Source organism: Nocardia vermiculata NBRC 100427 (genome assembly GCF_001613265.1).
Lineage (GTDB): Bacteria > Actinomycetota > Actinomycetes > Mycobacteriales > Mycobacteriaceae > Nocardia > Nocardia vermiculata.
On the sequence record NZ_BDCA01000011.1, the window covers coordinates 1 to 23,323 of the forward strand.

A 23,323-nucleotide genomic window follows, 5' to 3' on the forward strand; every position below is an offset into this window, starting at 1 on the left:
GCTCGGCGGCCGGGGCCGCCTCTGCGACAGTCTCTTCCGGCTCGTCGATCGGCGCCGGATCGGTGTCGGTGGAGTACACCACGCCGGACTCGCGCTCGATATTGAGCACCTCGACCTTGGTGGTGGAGAACTGCGGCAGCTTGAGGGTGTTACCGGCCAGGTTCGCCACGGTCGGCGTTGCCGCCAGGCCGATCTCCACGAACCGCTCGACACCCAGGCCGCCCTGCGCGGCATCGGTGAACAGCAGATCCTGGGTTTCGATCCAGCGCACCGGACTGGCGAACTGCCAGGCCAGCAGCTCGATCAGGACGACCCGGCACAGTTCGGAGGGACGTGCGGACCAGGACTCGAAGTCGGCGAGAACCGCGTCCAGCGGCTCCGACGGCACGTAACCCGCGATCTCGGCGATGAAGTCACGCTCCAGCGAGAACGGCCGCGGCACCAGGTTCGGAATGTAGCGTCCGGCCAGAACTTCCGGACGCACATCCTCGGGCAGCAACTCCTCGAGCTTGTGCCGGAACTCCGGCACGCCCTTGCGCAGCACCGTCGAGTGGAACGGCACGTCGATACCGGGCACCAGGACGAATGCCGGCTTGCCGCCGAACTCGGCACGACGCCGGTCGATTTCGCGTTCCAGCTGCTCGAGACCGGCCACCGTGCCCGCGATGGCGTACTGCGACCCGCGCAGGTTGAGGTTGACCACCTCGAGAAATTCGCCGGCACGAGCACCGACCTCGGCGACGAAGTCGATCACCTCGGCATCGGGCAGCCCGATCTGCGAGGGCCGGATGGCGGCCATCCGGTAGTCGCTGCGGCCCTGCGCATCCCGGGGCACCAGCTCGTGCATTGCCGAGCCGCGCTGGAACACGACCTCCAGCACCGCTTCCAGCGGCAGCACACCGGCCACGGCGGCCAGGGCATTGTATTCACCGACGGAATGGCCCGCCAGCATCGCGCCCTCGACGAAGGCGCCGGCTTCACGCAACTCCGCGACCTGTGCGACACCGAGGGTCGCCATCGCGACCTGGGTGAACTGGGTCAGATGCAGGACGCCCTGCGGGTGGCGGTACTCCACACCGCGCGCCTTCAGGTAGGTCGGGTTGTCGCGCACCACGGCGAGAATCGAGAAACCCAATGCTTCGCGGGTGTGCTTGTCGGCACGGTCCCACACCTGTTTGGCCGCCTTCGACCGCGACCGGGCGTCCAGGCCCATCCCCTTGGCCTGGATACCTTGACCGGGGAAGGCGTACACGGTTTTCGGTGCCGCGAGCCGTGCGGTCGCGGTCATCACCAGGTCGCCACCGGTCCGGCAGGACACCTCCACGATCTCGCAGCCACGGTCGACGGCGATCCGCTCGACCCGCACATCGATCTGCGCACCGGGCCGGACCATGCCGAGGAATCGGGTGGTCCAGGCGGTGAGAGTGCGTGCGGGCAGCGGAGATTCGGGATCCACGGCCGAGACCGCGTGCTGCGCCGCGGCCGACAGCCACATGCCGTGCACGATCGGGCTGCCCAGTCCGGCCAGTTTCGCGGCGGCGGTGCTGGTGTGGATCGGGTTGTGGTCGCCGGAGACCTCGGCGAACGCCGCCATCGCCTGCGGTGCGGTGAGGGTGACGTCGCGCCGGCGGCGACGCGGGGTTTCCGGCGCGTCCTCGGCAACGGTTCCGGCCGCACGCGGCGGATCGGTGAGTTCCCCACTACCGGTGCGGCCGCGAATCGCGAAGCGCTCCACCAGGGTTGCCACGGTCGGGGTCTCGAGGCCGTGATCGCGCATGGCGCCCACGGTGACCCGCACCTCGACGACGCGGCCCAGATCGGTGTCGATCACCTCGCCGGATTCGGCGCGCACGCTGAGCACCGCGGGATCGGTGGGCAGTTCACGAACCAGATCCACCTGGTGATCCAGATGGACCAGGTCGAGCATGCCTTCGATCACGCTGCGGGAGCTGCCGTCCCGTCCCTGGGCCCGGGCCGCGCCCAGCACCGCGAAGACAGCGGGCCAGCACGCGCCGACCAGCACATCGGGTACCTGGCGTCCGATGGTGCTGAGGCCGGCAGGCAGACCGGAACCGGTGACACCGGCGTGATCGGCGATCATGTCCGGCGTCCAGGCGAGGTTCACGTGCGCCACCTGCGCGCGGTGGTCGATGCCGCCCGAGCTGTCGGCGGCCTTGACCTCCGGCAGCGCCTGACCGGCGGCCACACCGAGCAGTGCCGACATGGCCGCATCGGCGTCGGCCTCGGTGACCACGGGCGCGCCGCCGTTGTAGACCGAGGACGGCACGGTGATGCGGATCCGTACCTCGTTGGCCGGCGACAGCGGAACGGTCAGTTCCACATAGGCGTGGTCGGCGTCGGGGCCGTCGGCCGGTGCCAGGGTGGCGCCGGTCGCGCCGTGCACGGCGCCCTGGTTGTCGACGGTCCACTCGTGCCGGTCGCCGAGCCGGTGTACCGGGTTGGCGGTGGTCCGCCCGGCCCACTGCACATCCGGAGCCGCCAGTACGACATCCAATGCACCGGAGCCGATGTCGGCACGGCGACGGCCGTCGACGGCCGCGGGAGTGACTCCGCCGCGGATCAGCGTGTAGGCGGTGTCCTGCTCGAAGCGATCCAGCAGCTCACCCACCGGCTCGTCGACCCGGGTGATGCCCGCGACCGAAACGGTGCCCGGGATTACGCACACCTGGTCGGCGGTGTAACGCTCGTCGTGGGCCTGCCACAGCGAATCCGAACGCCACCACCGGCGCACGTCGCCGTCGACGACGGGCACGAAGTTCACCGGCTTGCCGGGGGTCTTGCACAGCGAGATGAAGAACGGCACATCGGCCGGATGCAGCACGGTCTGCGCCGACGCCGGGTAGTGCTCCTTCAGTGTGCAGATCACCTGGACCGGGTGTTCGAAGGCGCTGTCGTCCTCGAACAGGGTGGGGATGCGGCCGCGATCGACCGGGTTCAGCCGGGCCTCGGCGCGGCGCACCATCTCGGCGAACCGGTCGCGCCAAGTGATGTCGGCCCAGACCGAGCGGGTGGCGTCGGCGAGGACGTCGCCGAGGTCGCTGCCGCAGTCGAATCCGTCCCGCCCGGCACGCTGATTCTCCGGCAGCAGGGCCGCCAGTTCGACGTAGCGTTCCAGCCAGCGCAGGTAGGTCATGGTCTCGACATCGCCGAAGTACGGCTTGGCGGTGGCGTCGAGGGCTGTGATGATCTCGTCACGACGGGCGGCGACGGCGTCGGCGTCACCGGCGACGTCGTCCAGTAGCCGGCCGGTGCGCGATGCCGAGTTGTCGATCTCGTGGATGTCGGCGCCCAGTTGGCTTCGGCCCGAGGCCATTCCGCCGGTGGCGGTACCGGCGGCCACCCAGTCCGGGGTTCCCGGGGTGTCGACCAGCAGCTGCTTGACCTCGGGTGCGGTGGTCGCCTCCAGGGCAGCCATCGCGGCGGTGCCGACCAGGACGCCGTCCAGTGGCATCGTCGGGTAGCCGTGCGCGACGGACCATTCACCGGTCAGATATTCGGTGGCGCGCTCGGGGGTACCGATTCCGCCGCCGACACAGATCACCACATTGCCGCGGTTGCGCAGTTCGGCGTAGGTCTCCAGCAGCAGATCGTCGAGGTCTTCCCAGGAGTGGTGCCCGCCCGCGCGGCCGCCCTCGATATGCATGATCACCGGGTAGTCGGGCACCTCGTCGGCGATGCGCAGCACGGCGCGGATCTGCGCGACGGTACCGGGCTTGAAGGCCACATGGCTGATGCCGGCTTCGGTCAGCTCCTCGATGAGCGCCACGGCTTCTTCGAGTTCCGGGATACCCGCGGTGACGATCACACCGTCGAACGGTGCGCCCGCGGCGCGGGAGCGCTGCACCAGACGCCTACCTCCCAGCTGCAGCTTCCACAGATAGGGGTCCAGGAACAGCGAGTTGAACTGCACCGCCCGGCCGGGCTGCAGCAGGGTCTGCAACTCCGCGACGCGATCGGTGAAGATCTGCTCGGTGACCTGACCGCCACCGGCGAGTTCGGCCCAGTGGCCGGCATTCGCGGCGGCGGCGACGATCTTGGCATCGACGGTCGTAGGAGTCATACCCGCGAGCAGGATCGGCGAGCGACCGGTCAGGCGGGTGAAGCTGGTTTCCACCACGATCCGGCCGTTGGGCAGCCGAATCGGCTGCGGCGCAAAGGTGTCCCAGGCGGGGGCGACGCGCGGTGCGGCGCCGGGGGTGAACAGGCTGCGCTGGCCGGGGCGGGTCGCGGCGGCGACGATGCCGACACCGGTGCCCTTCAGCGAGCCCTGGGTCAGCCGGCTCAGCAGATCGCCGGGGCCGACGTCCAGAATCCAGTGTGCCCCTGCGGATACCGCGGTCTCGACCTCGTGCACCCAGTCGACGGGCTCGACCAGGATCAGGCGCGCGAGCCGTTCGGCGAGTTCGGTGTCGATCCCACACTGGCCGGCCCACGCGGTCACCAGGTCGACGGTGTCGGCCAGCGCCGGATGGTGGAATGCCACCTCGACGTCGACATCCTCGAAGACCGGGGCGAAGACCGAGCCGCCGCGCTTCTTGGCATCGCGGTCGCGGCTCTGTTCGGTGTTGATCTCGGCACAGCGTTGCTGCACTCGTTCCAATTGCGCGACGGTGCCCGAGAGCACCGCCCGGCGCCGACCGTTGCGGATCGACACCACCGCTGCCACAGCCGGATCCACATTCGCGGACACCTCGGCCACCACGGCCCGCAGTTCGTCGGGGTCGACATTGGATACCGCGACCATCGGCGATTTGCTGCCGATCGGAATCAGCCCGCGGCGGCGCGCCACCAGGGTGGCCGCCGCACCGATCAGCTGCGCGAGAGCGAGCAGTTCGCCGTCACGCTCACCGCGCGCGGCCGCGGCCTCGGCGGCCAGCAGTCCCTGCGAATGACCGACGATGGCGGCAGGTGCGTGTGCTGCCGGGTCGAGCCCCTGCAGGCGCAGCGCCCGCAACGCCGCGACCTGGGCGAGGAAGACACCCGGCATGGAGACGGCCGCGGCCCGCAGCGCCTGCGGCGCCGGCGCCGCCGACTCCTGCTCGTCCTCCTCGTCGGCGAGGTCGTCCTCCAGCATCCAGGCGATCGGGTCGAAGCCGACCGGCCGCACCACCAGCAGCTGCGCGGCGACGGGCTCCAGCCGGGCCGCGGCCTCGCGCACGAGCGCGGTCAGTTCCGGCTCCAGCGCGCTGTCGCGCCCGATCTCTTCCAGTTCGCGCAGCCACTGTGCGCCCTGACCACCGAAGGCCAGCGCGTAGGTCTCTCCATCGAGCAGGCGATCCAGCAGCGACGACTTGATCCCCGTATCCGAAGCTTCCCCGACGACCTTCGGGTTCGATCCGGTCCCGGTGTGTTCGTTGATCGTCAAGACGTATCGACTTCCTTCTCGTGGCGGCTCACCCCGGACAGGGCCCCGCTCCTGGCGTGCACAGGCGTCCCTCACCCCTGAAGGACCTGACGAATTCCCAGGTTCGCACAGAATCATGAGGAAAGCCTCACGTTTGCCGGGGCCCCCGACGCCTACCCTCGAGTATTTTCGTACGTCCGTACCAAAGTCACACTAAACATGACTCGCCCTCATGTTTGAACCGCCAGGTGACAGCGCTGTACGCCGTCACAAAACCCGAGGACCCCTCACATTGACCGTGACACAATCGTTATAATCCCAGGTCGTGTTACTCGTGGGTACGCCACACCACTACCGAGCTTCGCGATCCGGGCTCAGGCCGGTACAGTTTGGACGGTCGTACCATCACGCGCGAGTGGCGGAATTGGCAGACGCGCTGGATTTAGGTTCCAGTGTCCTCGGACGTGGGGGTTCAAGTCCCCCCTCGCGCACCAGGAACGTTGAGCGAACCGGCGAGTGATTCGGTCACCGTCGTCGCACCTCTTCATCGCGAACAACGCCGCCGCTACGACCAACACGAAGACCGCCACCGCGCCGGCGACCCGTGCGAAGAGGAAGCTTTCCCAGCGCGACAGGGTGTCGGCGTATCCGGCCGGCGGTCGCTCTCGCTGACCTCTCAGGTCATGCCCATCCGCGGCGCACGGCGTCACGTACCCGAACGCCGGCGCCCCTGCGACGCGAACACACACTGTCCGCGCAACCTACGAGCGCGACGGGTGAGCGCCGGCGACACGTGCGGAGCGGTGGTGGCGCGAGGGTGCGCGCGGCGCGAGGGCGAACAGTCGAGGCAGTGGCACGACCCGCAGCCCTCGCCCGAAATCAATCTTTACTAAGTTTGGTAATTTAACGCGGTTGACGATTCAGATCGAGAGGATGTGACCGCGGTGCCCTCACCGGGACACGACCGCAAGCCTTCGGTTCCCGACCCGGGCAATCTGCGCTGGCGACGGTTGGCCGAGATGGTGGCGGACCAGATCCGGGAACGGATCCTTCGGGGCGATCTCGCCGAGGGCGATGTCCTGCCGAAGGAAGCCGAGATGCGGGAGCAGTACCCGGTCAACGTCCAGTCCCTGCGTGAGGCGATGCGGATCCTCGAAGCCGAGGGGCTGCTGCGGGTCCGTCGGGGCAACCGTGGTGGGGCGGTGGTACACCGCCCCACTCCCGGCAATGTGGCCTACAGCTTGTCGATGGTGCTCGCGATGTCCGATACCGATATCACCGATGTGGGTCGTGCGCTCCACGAAGTCGAACCGATGTGTGCGGCCCTGTGCGCCGAACGTGACGACCGCGCCGAGACGGTTGTGCCCGTCTTGCGTGCCTTGCACGACCAATCGCTGCGCGAGCTGGACGATCTGGTGGCCGCCACCTCGCTGTCGCGACGGTTCCACGAATCCGTCGTACAGCTGTGTGGCAACCGCTCGTTGATAGTGCTGGCGGGTGCGCTCGAATCGCTGTGGTCGAGTCATGTCACGGATTGGGCCAGCGAACGAGCCGATCCCGCGAGTATTCCGCTCACCGAACGGGCGCAGGCGCTCGCCGTCCATGGACAGATCCTGCAGTGCATCGAGGACGGCGACGCCGCATCGGCGCGGGTAATCGCGGCTCGTCACCTGCGGGACGTGCAAACCTATCCGCAGGACCCGCAGCGTGCCCGCATTCCCCTGGATCCGGCAGTGGCCCGCGATCGTCTGTTCTTCGGCTGACCGGGCCCGTTCCGAAAGCCGGGCCCGGCGCGCTCGCTCAGAAGCTGTTCGGATCGTCGATCACGCTCTGCGGCACCGGATGCCGGTAGAGCCGCGACGCATTCTCCCAGGTGATCTTGCGCAGTTCGTCGGCGGAAAGTCCCTTCATGGACTCGTTGACTACCTCCATGGTGCGCGGCCACAGGCTGTCGCTGTGCGGGTAGTCCTCTTCGAGCAGGATGTGCTCGATACCGATCCGATCGCGCAGCACCATCGTGCTGGGATCCTCCACGGCACAGAACCAGAAGTTGCGCTGCAGCACATCCGCCGGCGAAATATCGATTCCGTCCCACGTGCCGTACATCGACGAGTACGTGGTCATATGGTCGAGTCGGTCGAGAAGTGCTGGGACCCAGCCGATTCCGCCCTCGGACATCACGATCTTGATATCCGGGAAGCGCACGGGAATCTTCGAGAACAGCCAGTCCACCGTGGCGAACATGGCGTAACCGAAGAACAGGGTGCCCGACACGTCCGGGGGCGCGTCGGCCGACGTACTCGGCGATGTACTCGACGAGCCGATATGCAGGTTGATCACGGTTCCGGTCTCCGCACACGCGCGCATGATGGGATCCCAGTGTCCCGAGTGCACGGACGGCAGCCCCAAAGCATGCGGGCCCTCCGAGAAGGTGACGGCCTTGAACCCGCGCTCCGCGTTGCGGTAGATCTCCTGGGCGCCGATCTCCGGATCGAGGAAATACGGGATCTGACAAGGGATTATGCGATCGGGGTAGGGGCCCGCCCACTCCTCGATGTGCCAGTCGTTGTAGGCCCGCGTCGCGGCCAGGGCCAGCTCCGAATCGTCGGTACTCAGCTGGAGGCGCTGGCCTGCGAAGCCCGGAAGGAACGACGGAAAGTTCAGGGACGCATACACACCCGAGAGGTTCATATCCTCGACCCGATGGTGGATATCCCAGGATCCACGACGCATGTCCTCGAAACGCTGGGGGTCGAAACCCCACTCGTCGACCGGGCGCCCGACCACCGCATTGAAACCGACGTTCGGGATTTCCTTACCGTCGTATACCCACAGGTCGGCGCCGTCCCGGTTGATCACATGCGGCGCCCTGTCGGCGAACTTCGCGGGCAGGCGCCCTTCGAAGGTGTTCTTCGGCTCGACGATGTGGTCGTCGACCGAAATGAACGGGAAGGGCCGGTGCGCCTTCTCCGGCTCGGGCAGGAAGGTCACCTTCCCCTTGACGTTCTGGGTGAAGTCGGTGTTGCGCATCAATTCGTCGAGATCGGCCATCGTTGAAATCCTTGGAGGTTCGGCGAACCCGGCCGCGCAGGACAGCCGGGACGGGTGGGGGTGTTTCAGTGGAGAACGTCGGGATCGGTCCGCAGCAGTTTGCGCACCGCACCGGCCCAGTAGACGCCGGCGGCGCGCTCGACGAGCGCTTTCTGCATCGCGACGCGGATGCTCTTCTCGATCGGCAACGGATCCTTGCCGAGCACGAGGATGTCGTAGGCGAGCCGGCAGAACCGGTCGATCGAGGCCGCACGGTAGACCGCGAGTTCGATGGTGTCGGCGGTGGTGATGATGCCGTGGCTGGCGAGGATCACGTTGTTGCACTCACCGATACGCTCGGCGAGATCACGTCCGAGTTCGGCGTCGCCGACCTCGCCGTCGTATTCGCTGACCAGGGACAGGTCGTCGTCGTACAGGCTGCCGGTCTGGTGGGCGATCATCGGCAGGACACCCACGGCGGCGAGCAAGGTCACGTAGTACGGGTGGTTGTGGATGACCACGCGAGCGTCCGGCCGCCGGCGGTGCAGCTCGGTGTGGATGTGGTACGCGGGCGTCACATCCCATTTGCCCTCGATCACCACGCCGTCGGCATCGACGCGGCAGACGTCCGAGGCCGAGACCTCCTCCCACCACAGCCCCCACGGGTTGATGAGGAGACTGCCGTCGTCACGATCCGACCACGTGATGTGACCGGCCATGTTCTCGCTGAATCCGTCGTGCGCCAGGGTGCGAAAAGCACAGGCGAGCGCCTGCTCGTTGGTGAGGTCGACACCGATCGGTGGTGTGGCTCGCGGCGTCCAGCCGCCCACGGAATCGCTCTCACCTCCGGCGACGGCCGGTTGGTCGTACATGGTCACGATGCCTCCACACATTGAGATCGGGATCACAGAACTGCCAGAGGACTCGAACTCTAACTTACAAAAGATAGCGATGTAAGCCTTTTCGAAGAAGAGCCACTCAAACGATTGATTGACTTCCTCGGCGACTCGGCCTACATTGTGATTCACGCCATATATACGTGCGACCCCTCTCTCTGCACCTCGTGTCGAACGGTGACCAACTCCCCTACCTCTCGAGCCGAAACCGTTGCACGCCGGTCGAATAGAGATTCCGCGCCGACAGCAGACCGATACGCCTCACCGACCGGCCCATCGACGCTGTCGCCCCAAGGAGAACGCGATGACCTCGTCACCACCCCGCAACGACACTCCGCACAACGATGGAGCAGCGTCCTCGGCCACACCGGGCACGGTCCGCGCGAAGACCCGGATGATTCTGGCCGTCAACATGGGCAATGCCCTGGAGTGGTTCGACTGGACCACCTTCGCGATCTTCGCGGTCTACTTCTCCAATCAGTTCTTCCACTCGGCCGACGCCGTATCGAATCTGCTGTCGACGATGGCTGTTTTCGCGGTCGGGTTCGTCATGCGCCCGATCGGCGGTTTGGTCTTCGGCCTGGTCGCCGACCGCCGGGGCCGGAAATTCGTCATGGCCGTGACCATGACACTCGTCGCCGCCTCGAGTGTCCTGATCGCGGTCGCACCCACCTACGAACAGATCGGTGCGTTCGCGTCGCTGTGGCTGCTGCTCGTACGTTGCCTGCAAGGCGTGGCGCACGGCGGTGAACAGGGCGGTTCGTACACCTACATCGCCGAGGTGGCGCGCCCGGGCAATCGTGCGTTGTGGGGCAGCACAGTCATCATGTCCACCGTCGCCGGAACCGTGCTCGCCACACTTCTCGGCGCCGTCATGCGTACCTGGATCGACGCCACCGCGATGGCCGACTGGGGTTGGCGCATACCGTTCCTGATCGGCGGTGCTCTCGGTTTCTTCGCGCTCTACCTACGCCGCGGGCTGCGCGAATCGACGACGTTCACCGAGCACGCGACCGCAACCACGAATCCTGCCCCACTGGCGGCGATGCGGACGGCGATCGGGGACATCTGGGCCCAACGCAATTCGATCCTGCGGGTCGTCATGCTGGTCGGCGGCACCTCGGTCTTCTCCTACACCTGGTCGGTGAGCGCCCCGGCGTACGCCATCAGCTTCCATGACGTGAACGACAAACTCGCGATGTGGGCCGGCGTCGTCGCCAACCTCGTCTTCATCGCGGCCCTGCCGCTCGCGGCTCTGCTCGCCGACCGGTTCGGACGCCGATGGAACAACATCGGGTGGGGAGTCGGGGTCGCGATCCTGGCCTTCCCGTTGTCGGGCATGCTCGACTCCTCGGCTGCGACGCTGACCCTGGCAATCTCTATCGCGCTCGTCGTCCAGGCCTTGGCCGCGAGTACCCAGGTTGCCTGGTTCGCCGAACTGTTCTCGACCGCGTCGCGCGCGGCCGGAACGGGTATCGCCGTCTCCCTCGCGGCCGCGATCTTCGGCGGCACCGCGCCGTATCTCAACTCGTGGCTGACCTCGCGCGGTACGCCCGACATATTCACCGGGTACGTCGTCGTGCTCGCGCTGGCCGTCGCCGTCGCCGCCTTCTTCACCCGGGAAACCAAGGGCATCGCCCTCACCCGAGAGCCCGCGGTCACACCCGAAAACGCAACGCACGTGCCATGACCTCGCGCTACGAATCATCCGCACAGCCGAAAAATCAGAGAACACAAGGAGTCGGCATGCCCGAAGAAACACGCACCGTTGATTTCACCAGGATGGACGACGCGACGGTCGCCGAAATGGAGCTGATCAAGTCCGAGGCCACGCAACACCGGCGGGACCACTGGCTCACCACGGTCCTGGGGCTGCTGGAATCGATGAAAGGTCACACCTTCGGCTACCGCGTCGATCGCTACGAACACTCTTTGCAGTCCGCGACCCGCGCCCATCGAGAAGGAGCTCGAACCGATCTGGTGATGGCCGCCCTGCTGCACGATATCGGTGACGATCTGTGCCCCGACAACCACAGCGAAGTCGCCGCCGCGATTCTGCAGCCGGTCCTCGACGACGAAGCCGTGTGGATCGTCAAGCACCACGGCGTTTTTCAGACCTATCACTACGGGGAGAAGCTGGGGATGCCGACCGACAGTCGTGAACGGTACCGGGACTCACCGTATTTCGATTCGTGTGCGCATTTCTGCGCGGCCTGGGATCAGGAATCGTTCGACCCGGATTACGACACCGAACCTCTCGAGTTCTTCCTGCCGATGCTCGAAGAAGTCTTCGCACGTCCGGCACGCCCCCGAGGTGACCAGGACCTGGCGTGGAACCGCGAGGCCTAGCTCGATCCGGAGCCCGGAGTCGGCGGACTGCACAGCTGCCACAGCGACACATCCCACCCGTACCGGAGGAGTAATCACATGAGCCTGATCGATGCCGCGACTGCACGACAGTATGTCGAGTCCGGCTGGTGGGGTACCGAACCGCTGCACGGGATCGTCCGCGCGCAGGCGGCCGCCACACCTGATCGGCCCGCGTTCATCCAACCGTCCGGACCCACCTCGTGGCACACCTACGACAGCGTGGCTGACGATCTCGCCGCCGCCCTGGTGGCATTGGGCGTACCCCCCGGAGCCCGAGTCGCCGTCCGCCTACCGGATTCGTTCCTGGTACACGCGGCCCTGGTCGCGGCGGCCCGCGCCGGTGTCGTCGCGGTCGGCATCGGCGCGCGATCGGGTCCTCAGGAGATCGCGCACCTCGTCGGGAAGACCGGGGCACGCGTATTCGTCAGCGTCGATGCACTCGGCGGCCGGTCGTCGGTGGAGCTGGTTCAGGAGCTGCGCGGCCGCGGCGCATCGATCGATTTCGCTGTCGTCGTGTCGGATCGAGGCGTGGACCGCATCGTGGATGTCCGCGGCGCTGTCCCGGCCCCGACAGCACCGGGACGAGCGAGCCGGGCGGAGGTGGCGGCACGCAGTATCGGTCCGAACGATCTGGCCATGCTCAACTCGACGTCCGGCACGACAGGCCTCCCGAAATGTGTGACACAGTTCGACAATCGGTGGGTCGCGTTCAGCCGCCTGGCAATCGAAGCGGGCGAGCTGGGCCCGGACGAGGTCTTCTTCGGTGCTGTTCCGGCACCGTTCGGGTTCGGCTTGTGGACCTCGCACTACGCGCCGGCCATCCTCGGCGCACCCACCGTGGTCCTGCCCAGATTCGATGCGGAAACCATGATCAGGATGATCGACCGGGAAAAGGTGACCGTCCTGTGCTGCGTGAGCACCCAGTTCCGGATGCTGCTGAACTCACCGGTGGCCGACCGGTTCGACTTGTCGTCGCTGCGGGTGATGTTCACCGGCGGCGAGGCCGTCCCACCGGAGCGGGCGGCGGAGTTCGAGAACCGCACCGGTGCCACAGTTCTCCAGTTCTTCGGATCGAACGAGAGCGGGGCGTTCAGCGTCACCCGGGTATCGGACACTCCCGACCGCCGACTCAACACCTCGGGGCGGCTCATTCCCGATATGAACGTGCGGTTGTTCGACGACTCGGGAACCGATGTCACCGCAGGCGGCGGTCCCGGCCGGCCGGGTGGACGCGGCCCGCTGACCTGCGCCGGTTACTACGAGGACGAGGAGGCCAACACGCAGCTGTACACCACGGACGGCTGGCTGCTGATGGGCGACATCGTCACCGTCGAAGACGGTTACCTCACGCCCGTGGGCCGCACCTCCGACATCATCATCCGCGGCGGCAAGAATATTTCCGCACCCCAGGTCGAGCAGGAGGTGGAAACCCACCCCGCAGTCGATTTGGCCAGTGTGGTCGCCGTACCGGACCCGGTATTCGGCGAACGGGTCTGCGCAGTCGTCAGCCTCCGGCCCGGCCGGGACCTCACCCTGCCCCAACTCGTCGGGCATCTCGCCGATCGTGGCGTATCGAAGGAACTCTTCCCCGAGCATCTGCTGGTCCTCGACCGCATGCCCCGCTCGTCCGGAGGAAAGATCGCGAAGGGCGAGATACGTGCGCTTGCAACAGAATCCGTTGCCGCGGCGTCGAATGTTCCCACACCATGAGCGGGGACGTGTACATACCTATGAGAGGTGAACAATGGCCGCCGGCCGGCGTCAGATGATCCTGGCAGAATCCGCTCGGCTGTTTGCCGAATGCGGTCTGTCCGCTACGACGATCCGTGAGATCGCGGACGCGGTCGACCTGAACTCCGGGACGCTGTACCACTACTTCAGCTCGAAGGACGCGATCTTCTCCGAGATCCTGACGTGCTTCTTGACGGATCTGGTGCAGCGCTACGACGACGTCACGACCGGGGCCGGAACGGCCCGTCACCGGTTGTCGCTGATGATCCGGGTTTCGCTCGAGGTCGCCGACCAGCACCCTTACGCCACCGAGATCTACCAGAACGAATACGAGAACCTGAGCGTGCTCCCCGGCTACGCCGAGATCGCGAAGGCGGTGGAATCTTCGCATCGCGCCTGGCTCGGCGTCACCGAGGAAGGCGTTCGCCGTGGCGAATTCAATTCGCGGATAGACCCGTTCGAGTTCCAGAGGATGGTGCGTGAATGCGTGTTCCAGTCCGTCAGATGGCACCGCGACACGCTCACCTCCGATATCGAAGCCATTACCGGCACCGTCACCTCGGTGTTCCTCGACGGGTTCGCACCGGCGCGCACCGTGCGAACCGAGCCGACTCCACCGCCGATCCCGACCCGTACACGAACTCCTGCCCCGCATCCCGCCTCCGAGCCAACCGGCGATCCGGTGGGCGAACTTCGTTGCGAGCTCGACGAACTGCGCTCCGGGGTGGATGCCATTCGGGAGCTCGTCCGGTCGCTGTCCGACCGGCCGCAGGCAGTCGACGACTCGGCAGCGTCCGCCGCCACCCCACGATGATCGGTCCGTAGCGACAGGACCGCCACTCAGCGGTCCTGTCGCAGCAAACGAAACCCGGGTTATGCAGTGCGCCCCTCTTTTTCGGCCGTCGGCGTTTCCGCCCCCAGCCGGCTGGGAAGCAGTGCCGCGCAGATACCTCCGACGAAGGCACACGCGGCGATTACGCCGAACGCCCACATGAACCCTGCGCCCGCATATACCGGCGCTCCCGCCACCAACGCCCGGACATTGGCGTTGAGCAGGACGAACACCACCGTCGTTCCGACGCCGGCCAGGAGAGTGCGGCTGACCTCGGCGATGCTCGAACTGACCACCTGCGAGTCGGCCGGCACGGCCGCGATGACGAGGTTCGGGATCGCAGCGCCGGCCAAACCCACACCGAGGTGCACCACTGCGGTGGCGACCAGCACGATCAGCTCTTCTCCCCTCCCCGCACCCATTGCCAGGACTCCGATCCCGATGATGACGGCGGCGACGACCATATGCAGCTTGGCGCCCGTCCGGCGGGCGGTCAGCCCGACGATCAATCCGCCCGCGACGATGCCGAGGCCGTTGATCACACCGAAGATCGCGTACTCACTGGCCGTCATCCCGAACCCGTAGTCGCCGCCCGCCTCGCGCGGCGTCATCGCCATCACCGCCAGAATCGAACTGGTGGTGGTCCCTACTCCGTATACGAAGCCCGAGGAGAGCACGGTGAACAATAGTGCCGGCCGACGGAGTTCTCGCACGTCGATGAGTGGCTCGGGGGTACGACCGGCCTGCACGAGCCAGGCGGCGAACATGAGGCACCCGAGTAGCAACAGCACCAGTGTTGCTGCGCCGGACCAGCCCCACTCCGGCGCCTTGCTCACCGCGAGCAGAACCGCCGCCACCGAGCCACCCAGCAGGACCGCACCCGCCAGGTCGGGGCGGGAGTCCGTGGAGCGTACCGGCGATTCCGGAACGACCAGGAACGCCGCCACGGCCAGTACCGCGGTGAGCACCGCCACGAACCAGAAAGCGCCCGTGACACCATGATTGTCGATCAGCCAGCCTGCGAGGAACGGCTGCAGGACAACCACGATGCCGGTGCCGGTGATGGTGACGCTGACCGCGAACGGAACGATCTTCGGCGGGAAGACATCGCGCACCAGCGAATAGCACAGGAATGCGACCGAGAAGATCGCGCCCTGCAACGCACGTCCGATCAAGAACACGGCGAAGTTCGGCGCCAGCGCCGACAACACCGCCCCGGCGACCGTCACCGTCAGCACGATCATGAGCAATCGCTTCTTGCCGTACATATCGGCGAGCTTGCCCACCAGCGGCATCCCGATACTGGCGGTCAGGAACGCGATCGTCATGGTCCACCCGGCCTGGGTGGTCGCGAACTCCGCGGTGATGGCCGGCAGGGCGGTACCCGCGAGCACCGACGAGACGGGAATGATCTCGGATATCAAGATCAGCACAACCAGTATGACGACCAGTCTCGGTGTCCACCAGTGTGTTTCGCTACCCGCGACTGTTTCCGGTCTTCGCCCCCCGAGTGTGCCGGTCATCGCGGAAGCCCCTTCGCACCGTCGGGCGCCGGCGTGAATCGGTGGCCCCACACGGCACCCTCGGTAATCCGGTAGGTCGGTTCCGGTCCCTCGATACGTTCTCCACCCCAGCCGATTTCGGTGGCGTGGCCTTCGGGAGAGTAGACATAGAACGACAGCATCCGGTCGTTGGTGTGCTTGCCGAGCGATTGCATCATCGGGATGCCGAGATCGACGGCACGATCGAGCGCCCTGCCGACATCGTCGATATCCGCTGTCTCCAGCATGAAGTGCATCAGGGCGGGCCCCTGCGCGGGACTGAGCCCGAACGTGTGCTGCCGTGGGTTGCAGCCCAGAAAGTAGCTGACACCGTCGGGCAGAGCCAGCGAGTTGCGTTCGACGAATCCCAGGACGCCCACGTAGAACTCGTACGCTTCCTCGGTGTCGAGCACGTTCACGATGACGTGCCCCATGCCCTGGTCGCCGGTGACGAAACCGGACACGCCGTTCAGTTCCACCGCACGGTGGCTGAGCACGGGGCCGTAGAACAACTCGATCCGGTTTCCGGAAGGATCGTCGAAGCCGGCGAACCCCGAAACCTGGCGTAGTTCACACTCCGCCGGGGTACCGATATGGGTCCGGACACCCGCGGCCTCGACTCGCTCGACCAACTCGTGCAGATCCGTCCGGTGCAGGACCTCGAGACCGATGGCCTCCAGCCCCGGGGTGGTGGACTCCGAGATCACCAGACGCGGCGGGTAATCGTCCATTCGGTAGTGCAGAGCCTCGGGCAGCGGGCCGTCGACTCGCATCATGCCCAGGAAGTCGCCGGCGAAAGTCCGCCACGACTCGGTGGACTCGACGCGCAGACGCAGATACCCCAGTGAGAGGACGGGCATAAGGAGCTCCTTGAATCAGTAGAGACCGTTGAGCGCACCGGTGAGCAGGTACTCGCCGTACTCGTGATCGACCTTGTCCGGCAGGTTGATCGCATGGTGTTGACCGGCGTGGACGTCACGCCAGACCGCCTGCAGTGCGCACGACGACGCGATGGAGCGTGGTCCGCCGACCTGGTATGCCTTGTCGGCCGCCGAGACGACCAGCCGCACGGCAGCGATGTGATCACGCTTACTGCGCTGCCGCATCGCCATCGTCACCTCGTCCCCCCGAGCCGCCGCCGTGTAGGCGTCGCCCAGGTTGGATTGCAGAATCCGGTAGGCGGCGTCGACCTCGAAATCCGCTTCGGTCAGGCGCGCCAGCGTCGCCGGATGCGGTAGCTTGGCCGGGTCGACCGCCAGCCGGGACCGGTGAATGCCGGCCGCCTCGTCGACAACACGCCTGGACATCCCGACCAACGGCACCACGACCGCGTTGATGAACACCGTGTACCAGGGCAGGCGGAACAGAGGCCCGGTGTTGACGGCATTGCCGGGATAGCGGCCGCCGTACAGATCCGCGACATCGTGGACGCGATACTCGGGCACGAACGCGGCGTCGACGACGATATCGTTACTGCCGGTTCCCGCCAGACCCGCAGTGAACCAGACATCGTCGATCGTGTAATCCGTTCGGGGCAGCAGGAGATGGACCTGCTGCCCGGTGCGGCGGCCGTCCCGGTCGGTCACCATCGCACCGACGAACACCCAGCCGCAGTGGTCGCTGCCGGACGAGAAGCCCCATCGGCCGGTCAACTCGTAACCGCCCGGCACAATTCTGGCGGTACCCGCCGGGCTGTAGGACGAACTGATCCACGTATCCGGATCCTCGCCCCAGACATCCTGTTGCGCCTGATCGGGGAAGAGCCCGAGATGCCACGAGTGCACACCGACGACGCCGGTCACCCACCCTGCCGAACTCGACAAGCGGGCGATCTCGTACATCGCAGCGTTGAACACGCAGGGATCGGCCTCGAACCCGCCGTAACGTTTCGGCTGGATGAGCCGCATGATGCCCGCGTCCCGAAGGATCTTGGCTGTGTCGTCGGTCAGCTTGCGCTGCTGGACGCATTCGGCTTCGAGCTCGGTCACACGATCGCGCTCTGCAAGGACCGCGTCGACGGCTTCGTGCTGACATTGCATGTTCTGGTTCCTTCGATCGTCGGGATCGCGCTAGCGGGTGAGGAATGCCGTTGCGAGCGTTTCGAAGTCGTGCTTGCGCTCGACCTGGGCCCAATGCCCGCACTCGCCGAGGATGTGCAGGTCGGCCTTCGGCATCCGCCGCAGTGCGAAGAACGCGCCGTCCGGCGGCAGCATCCGGTCATCGCGCCCCCAGGTGACCAGAGTTTCGTGCGGGATCTCGGCGGTGCGGGTCCACAGTGGTGCCTTACCGGGCAGACCCAGCGATGCCATCACCGCACGCATACGTTCGATGGCGCGGGGTGCGGTGGCGTTCTGCCAGCGCTCGTCGAGCAGTTGCGGTGTGATCGTCGCCCGGTCGTAGACCATCGAATCGACCCACGCTTCCAGGGCCTGACGACTCGGTTCGGCCAGGAACTCCTGCAGCCGGCGTGCCCCCTCGCTCGCCATCGGTCCGAACAGCGGTGCGTACAGGCCGCCCGGCCCCATCAGCACCATGCGGTCGACCCGTTCGGGAGCGAGGGCGGCCGTTTCGAGCGAGACCCATCCGCCCATCGAATTACCGAGCAGGTGAGCCTTTTCGATGCCGAGGTCGTCGAGCAGGGTGACGATCGCGCCCGCCGCTATCTCGGGGTAGGGCCGGTCGTACGTCCTATCGGGGCTCGCCCCGAAACCTGGCATATCGACCACGATCGTGCGGAAGGTGCGCGCGAAGACCGGCAGGTTCTTCGCGAAGTTCGACCAGCCGGATACGCCCGGGCCGGACCCGTGCAGCAGCACGAGGGGAGGCCCTTCTCCGGCCTCGTGGTAGTGCAGTCCGTCCGTGATGGACGGGCCACGAGTGGTGTTTGTGTAGTCGTCCGAGAGAGTCACAGGTCTCCGATGCTCGATGAAAGGCCCGCGAGTCGACCGGGCCCTTGCTGGGCAGCGCCGGGCTGGTGGTCGGGCCACTGGTGTCCCTGATCTGGACCGAGGATCGGCAGCGGGTCACGGGCTCAATGGTGACCCCGGTCACTCGCTTTGTCAACCATTCGATTGGGTTTCTCGATCAATTGATTGATTGGTATTGATCCGTTGCTCTATGGTGGGAGAAGCATTGCGACAGGAACACCGACCGCGCCCGCGACACCACACATCTCGGCGCTCGCGAAGTACTGCAGTAGTTCATCGCCGGGGGCCTGCCGAAGCCGCCTTGTCCGGCGGGCGTAGGCTCGATCAACCGGCCTTGACCTGCCGCTAGCCTCGGTACGGCATAGGCAGACACCGTCAGTCCGGACACGAGAGGTGCACAGTGGCAGCGAGTCGGCGGCAACTGATTCTGACCGAATCGGCTCGGCTATTTTCTGAGCGGGGACTGTCCGCAACGACGATCCGGGAGATCGCCGATGCGGTGGGCCTGAACTCCGGAACGCTGTACCACTACTTCAACTCCAAGGATGCGATCTTCTCCGAGATCCTGACGAGTTTCCTCACAGATTTGGTGCGGCGCTACGAGGCCGTCCTGGCCGGAACCGGTACGGCCCGGCACCGACTCACACTGCTGGTCCGTGTTTCGCTCGAAGTCGCAGACCAGCACCCCTATGCCACCGAGATCTATCAGAACGAACTGGAGAGTCTGAGCGCACTGCCCGGCTACACGCAGATCGCCGAGGCCGTCGAGTTCTCCCATCATGCGTGGCACGGAATCACCGAAGAAGGTGTGCGAAACAGCGAATTCAACTCCGGCATAGATACCTTCGAGTTCCAGCGGATGATGCGCGAGTGCGTGTTCCAGTCGGTCAGGTGGCATCGGAAAACGCTCACCGCCGATATCGAAACGATCACCGCCACGGTGACATCGCTCTTCCTGGACGGGTTCGCACCGGCCCGGGCCGACCAACCCGATGCAGTGCCGGATCCGGTGCGCGAACGGCGCCCGCAGCTGCCCTCCGAGCGCAGTGACGAACAGGCCGGTGACGCCGTGGATGCGCTACGTTCCGAGCTCGATGCGCTGCGTTCCGATATGCGCGCCATGCACAACCTGGTCGAATCGTTGTCCAAACCACCCGCGCGTGACACCGGCGGCGCTTGACCGAACCGGGGCGACCGAGCGTCGACGAGGGCGGGCGCGGCTGCTCAGCGCACACATGAGATGCTGTTACCCGAGCACGGGTCGTTGAAGTGATCACCCGGCTCGCAACAGGAAGTAAAACAAACAGTATGTCGCAAGGCAGTGTGAAGTGGTTCAACGGCGAAAAGGGCTTCGGCTTCATCGCCCAGGACGAGGGCGGCCCTGACGTCTTCGTGCACTACTCCGAGATTTCCGGCTCCGGCTTCAAGTCCCTGGATGAAGGGCAGCGTGTCGAGTTCGAGATCGGCCAGGGCCAGAAGGGCCCGCAGGCGCAGAACGTTCGCGCCATCTAGGAGCTGAAAAGCCTGCGAAACCCGCGCCATCGGCGCGGGTTTCGTGCTTTCCGGCACCGTCGCCCAGCAAAGCGAAAGCTTCCAGGGCCAGATACAGCTCGGCCGATTGCCGAGGGTCGGTGGTGTCGCGGCCCGTGAGGTCTCGCACCTTACGCAGCCGGTAGCGCACCGTATTGCGGTGGCAGTGCATCGTTTCGGCGACCGCGGCGGCCGAACCCCCGCAGCGGAACCAGACCTCGAGCACCTCGACGAGATCGTCACGTTCGGCCGCGGGAAGGCGCAATACCGGCCCGAGTATGTGGGCGGCGGCCGCACGCCCGGCCTCGGGTACGGCGACGAGCAGGTGCGCAACGGGTTCTTCGCCGAATCGAACCGTAGCCGCCGAGCCCGGCCGCGCGGAACGACACGACAGGCGCGCCTCGGCCATGGCGGCACTGATGCCGTGCGGGGCAGCGAAGGTCGTGCTCACGCCGACCCGGTCGCAGAGGTACGCCCCGAGCATCGCCGGGACGCGATCGATAGCCGCTGTCGTTGCCGCAGCAAGCAGACCGACATGGGCATCTATCTGCGCATCCCAGACCGATCGGATCCCGGCGTCCCGCAAGGCAGTGCTCAACTCGGCCGGGAGGGGCGCGGGTAGTTCGCTGTCGATCACGACGACGGTGAATGCGCCGCCCTCCGAAATTCCCAGGGTACGAAGGATATCCAGCACTCGGGCCGGGTTGGTGTGGTCGTCGAAGAGGGTCCGCACGAGTCTGCTCTGCGTTTGGGCGTCGGAGTGTGCGAGCAGCACCTCGGTCTCGCGGTAGGACTCGACCGCAGCATCGGAGAACAGGTCGACGAGTTCCCAGAGCCCGGTCGCCAGATCGTGCAGACGCGGGTCCCCGGGCCCGCCGGACCGGGACGTCAATTCCTCCCAGACGAGCCTGCCGCCGAGCCGATAAGCATGCAGCAGACTGGACACCGGTATGCCCTGTTCGGCTTTGAGCCGGCCCGCTTCGCGCGCCGACCGAAGCCGCAACGGCCCGTTACCGGACAACGCCTCGACCATGGCGGTGAGATTTTCCAGGCAGGTGTGGTGCAGCTGGTCCTCGGTGAGCAGGCCGGTCTGCGCGTAGGACGGGTCGGCGGTCGCGATGCGGTCGACCAGCTCGGCGGTCATGGCCTCGACAGAGTCCGTGAGGGAGGCCGCCAACGGTGACATCGGCCGGGTGGACAGCACGGGCGAACTCATAACGGCAGTCTAACCCCGCCGATGTGACCGAGACCACCACCCATTAGTGCCTGAGCACAAATCCAGCTCGCGAACACGCAACGAGAACACATTCCCTCTAGTCGTGAGCACAGTCACACTGAGGATAATCGGATTCAGCGCGATTCTCGTCCTTGGAGCGTGTCACGTGCAGACAGATCAGGCCGCCGCGGCCGAAACCGCTATCGACCTCGCCCTCACCGAACTCGCCGAGGGCGAGCGGAAATGGTCACGTCTGCCGTTGTCCGGCAGACGTGCACTGCTCGAACGGATGCGCACGCTCACCGGGCAGCACGCCCGGGAATGGGTCGACGCCGCGATCGAGATCAAGCAGCTCGCTCCGTCCTCCCCACTCGTGGGTGAGGAGTGGATGTCGGGTCCCTATGTCTTCGCTGCCGCACTGAGCGCGGTATCGCACACTCTCGAGTCGCTGGAACGAGGACAGAGTCCGCTCGCGAACGCCAAGTTCGGCACGGCCGGCGGACGGACGACCGTTCAGGCGCTGCCGACGAATCTGTACGACGAACTGCTGCTCAGCGGGTATCGCGCCGAGGTGTGGTTACAGCCGGGCGTCGATGCGGACGCAGCGAAGGCCCGAGCCGGGCTCGCGCAACGCGACCCGGGCCGCACCCACGGCATCGGCGCGGTGCTCGGCGCGGGCAACATCACCTCGATCGCGCCGTTGGACACGCTCTACGAACTCGTCGCGCACAACAGGGTGGTGGCACTGAAACTGAATCCGGTCACCGATCCGCTGCTCCCGGTGCTGGAGAAGATTTTCGCCCCGCTGATCGACCTCGGGGTGGTGCGAATGTTCACCGGCGGGGCCGAAACCGGCGGATATCTGGTCGCGCACGAACAGGTCGCACACGTGCACATGACCGGCAGTGCCGCAACACACGACGCCATCGTGTGGGGCACCGGCGCCCTCGCCGCGGAACGGAAACGGGCCGGAACCCCGTTGCTGGACAAACCCATCAGCAGCGAACTCGGCGGCGTCTCGCCGACGATTGTGCTTCCCGGCGAGTGGAGCACGGCCGACCTGAAATTCCACGCCGAGCACATCGCCACGCAGCGACTGCACAACGGCGGCTACAACTGCGTGGCGTCGCAGGCGGTGCTGGTGTCCGCGGACTGGCCCCAGAAGGACGCATTTCTGGCCGAACTCACCGCTGCCGTCGACCGTGCGCCGGCGCGCCCGGCCTACTATCCCGGCAGCGACGACCGGGTCGCGGGCGCCCGAGCCGTCTACCCCGGTGCCCGGCGGCTCGGCAGCGGAGGCGAACGACTGCTGGTGAGCGAACTGGATCCCGACACCGACGAAACGTTGTTCTCCACGGAATACTTCGCTCCGGTGCTCGGCGTCGCCGAACTACCCGGAAACGCCGCCGATTTCGCGCGCGCCGCGGTCGATACGGCCAACGAGAAGTTCACCGGCACACTGGGAGTGAACATCGTGGCCCATCCCGACACCATCGACGGGCTGGGTGAGCAATTCGAGACGATGATCGAGCGCTTGCGGTACGGCACGATAGCGGTGAACGCGTGGACCGCGGTCGGCTATTTGACCCCGACCGCGAGCTGGGGAGCCTATCCCGGGCATACGATCGACGATGTGCAGAGCGGAATCGGTGTCGTGCACAACGCCTGGATGATCGATCGGATCGAACGCACCGTGGTGCGCGGGCCGTTCCGGCCGGCACCACGATCGATCCTGCACGGTGAATGGTCACTCAGCCCCAAACCCCCGTGGTTCGTCGGTAACCGGACCGCGGCACGGACCGGGCGACTACTCACCACCTTCGCCGCCGATCCGCGCTGGTCCCGTCTTCCCGCCATCTTCGCGTCCGCCCTGCGCGGCTGAAAC

16 protein-coding genes and 1 tRNA gene are annotated in these 23,323 nt (G+C 66.3%); 9 read left to right on the forward strand and 8 right to left on the reverse strand.

Features of this window, described 5'->3' with window-relative positions; genetic code table 11:
- Window positions 1-5,386 (reverse strand): fatty acid synthase subunit beta domain-containing protein (locus NV2_RS13930; protein ID WP_157102898.1); only part of this gene is annotated, 5,386 nt, incomplete at its 3' end.
- A 388-nt stretch (window positions 5,387-5,774) separates the two neighbouring features.
- Between NV2_RS13930 and NV2_RS13935 the strand changes: the two genes are divergently transcribed.
- Together NV2_RS13935 and NV2_RS13940 are read left to right on the forward strand one after the other, a co-directional pair.
- Window positions 5,775-5,859, forward strand: a tRNA-Leu gene (locus NV2_RS13935).
- Between the two features lie 441 nt (window positions 5,860-6,300).
- Window positions 6,301-7,128 carry a FadR/GntR family transcriptional regulator gene (locus tag NV2_RS13940; RefSeq protein ID WP_245662595.1) on the forward strand — a complete coding sequence of 276 codons (828 nt, stop codon included), beginning with the start codon at window positions 6,301-6,303 and terminating at the stop codon, window positions 7,126-7,128.
- Between the two features lie 37 nt (window positions 7,129-7,165).
- Here the strand turns inward: NV2_RS13940 and NV2_RS13945 are convergent, their stop codons facing one another.
- Both NV2_RS13945 and NV2_RS13950 read right to left on the reverse strand, forming a co-directional pair.
- Window positions 7,166-8,416, reverse strand: coding sequence for an amidohydrolase family protein (locus NV2_RS13945; protein ID WP_067873143.1), 1,251 nt, complete (start codon window positions 8,414-8,416; stop codon window positions 7,166-7,168).
- Between the two features lie 65 nt (window positions 8,417-8,481).
- Window positions 8,482-9,267 (reverse strand): class II aldolase/adducin family protein, encoded by a 786-nt coding sequence (locus tag NV2_RS13950; RefSeq protein ID WP_210749614.1) that lies wholly within the window; start codon window positions 9,265-9,267, stop codon window positions 8,482-8,484.
- 328 nt (window positions 9,268-9,595) lie between these two features.
- Between NV2_RS13950 and NV2_RS13955 the strand changes: the two genes are divergently transcribed.
- From NV2_RS13955 to NV2_RS13970, 4 genes are all read left to right on the forward strand, one after another.
- Window positions 9,596-10,981, forward strand: a complete 1,386-nt coding sequence (locus NV2_RS13955) for an MFS transporter (protein WP_245662596.1) — start codon at window positions 9,596-9,598, stop codon at window positions 10,979-10,981.
- Between the two features lie 56 nt (window positions 10,982-11,037).
- Window positions 11,038-11,640, forward strand: coding sequence for an HD domain-containing protein (locus NV2_RS13960; protein ID WP_067873145.1), 603 nt, complete (start codon window positions 11,038-11,040; stop codon window positions 11,638-11,640).
- Between the two features lie 78 nt (window positions 11,641-11,718).
- Window positions 11,719-13,371 carry a class I adenylate-forming enzyme family protein gene (locus NV2_RS13965; protein ID WP_067873148.1) on the forward strand — a complete coding sequence of 551 codons (1,653 nt, stop codon included), beginning with the start codon at window positions 11,719-11,721 and terminating at the stop codon, window positions 13,369-13,371.
- A gap of 34 nt (window positions 13,372-13,405) precedes the next feature.
- Complete coding sequence (locus NV2_RS13970) at window positions 13,406-14,206, forward strand: TetR/AcrR family transcriptional regulator (RefSeq protein WP_067873151.1); 801 nt, start codon at window positions 13,406-13,408, stop codon at window positions 14,204-14,206.
- 59 nt (window positions 14,207-14,265) lie between these two features.
- On the opposite strand, the gene NV2_RS13975 is transcribed toward NV2_RS13970, so the two are convergent.
- From NV2_RS13975 to NV2_RS13990, 4 genes are all read right to left on the reverse strand, one after another.
- Window positions 14,266-15,657, reverse strand: a complete 1,392-nt coding sequence (locus NV2_RS13975; protein WP_067873154.1) for an MFS transporter — start codon at window positions 15,655-15,657, stop codon at window positions 14,266-14,268.
- Between the two features lie 86 nt (window positions 15,658-15,743).
- On the reverse strand, window positions 15,744-16,625 hold the full coding sequence (locus NV2_RS13980) for a VOC family protein (RefSeq protein WP_067873157.1): 882 nt from the start codon (window positions 16,623-16,625) through the stop codon (window positions 15,744-15,746).
- A 15-nt stretch (window positions 16,626-16,640) separates the two neighbouring features.
- Window positions 16,641-17,753 (reverse strand): acyl-CoA dehydrogenase family protein, encoded by a 1,113-nt coding sequence (locus NV2_RS13985; RefSeq protein ID WP_245662597.1) that lies wholly within the window; start codon window positions 17,751-17,753, stop codon window positions 16,641-16,643.
- An 81-nt stretch (window positions 17,754-17,834) separates the two neighbouring features.
- The gene (locus NV2_RS13990) at window positions 17,835-18,674 is read right to left on the reverse strand and encodes an alpha/beta fold hydrolase (RefSeq protein ID WP_067873163.1); all 840 of its coding nucleotides are present in this window, start codon (window positions 18,672-18,674) and stop codon (window positions 17,835-17,837) included.
- Window positions 18,675-19,092: 418 nt separating this feature from the next.
- Here NV2_RS13990 and NV2_RS13995 point away from each other — a divergent pair, with 418 nt between their 5' ends.
- Complete coding sequence (locus NV2_RS13995) at window positions 19,093-19,872, forward strand: TetR/AcrR family transcriptional regulator (RefSeq protein ID WP_067873166.1); 780 nt, start codon at window positions 19,093-19,095, stop codon at window positions 19,870-19,872.
- Between the two features lie 128 nt (window positions 19,873-20,000).
- Window positions 20,001-20,204 carry a cold-shock protein gene (locus tag NV2_RS30810; RefSeq protein WP_084474628.1) on the forward strand — a complete coding sequence of 68 codons (204 nt, stop codon included), beginning with the start codon at window positions 20,001-20,003 and terminating at the stop codon, window positions 20,202-20,204.
- Here the strand turns inward: NV2_RS30810 and NV2_RS14000 are convergent.
- Window positions 20,116-21,438, reverse strand: coding sequence for a PucR family transcriptional regulator (locus tag NV2_RS14000; protein ID WP_084474631.1), 1,323 nt, complete (start codon window positions 21,436-21,438; stop codon window positions 20,116-20,118). The genes NV2_RS30810 and NV2_RS14000 overlap by 89 nt on opposite strands.
- A 166-nt stretch (window positions 21,439-21,604) precedes the next feature.
- Between NV2_RS14000 and NV2_RS14005 the strand changes: the two genes are divergently transcribed.
- The gene (locus NV2_RS14005; RefSeq protein WP_067873169.1) at window positions 21,605-23,320 is read left to right on the forward strand and encodes an aldehyde dehydrogenase family protein; all 1,716 of its coding nucleotides are present in this window, start codon (window positions 21,605-21,607) and stop codon (window positions 23,318-23,320) included.
- Window positions 23,321-23,323: the final 3 nt, after the last annotated feature.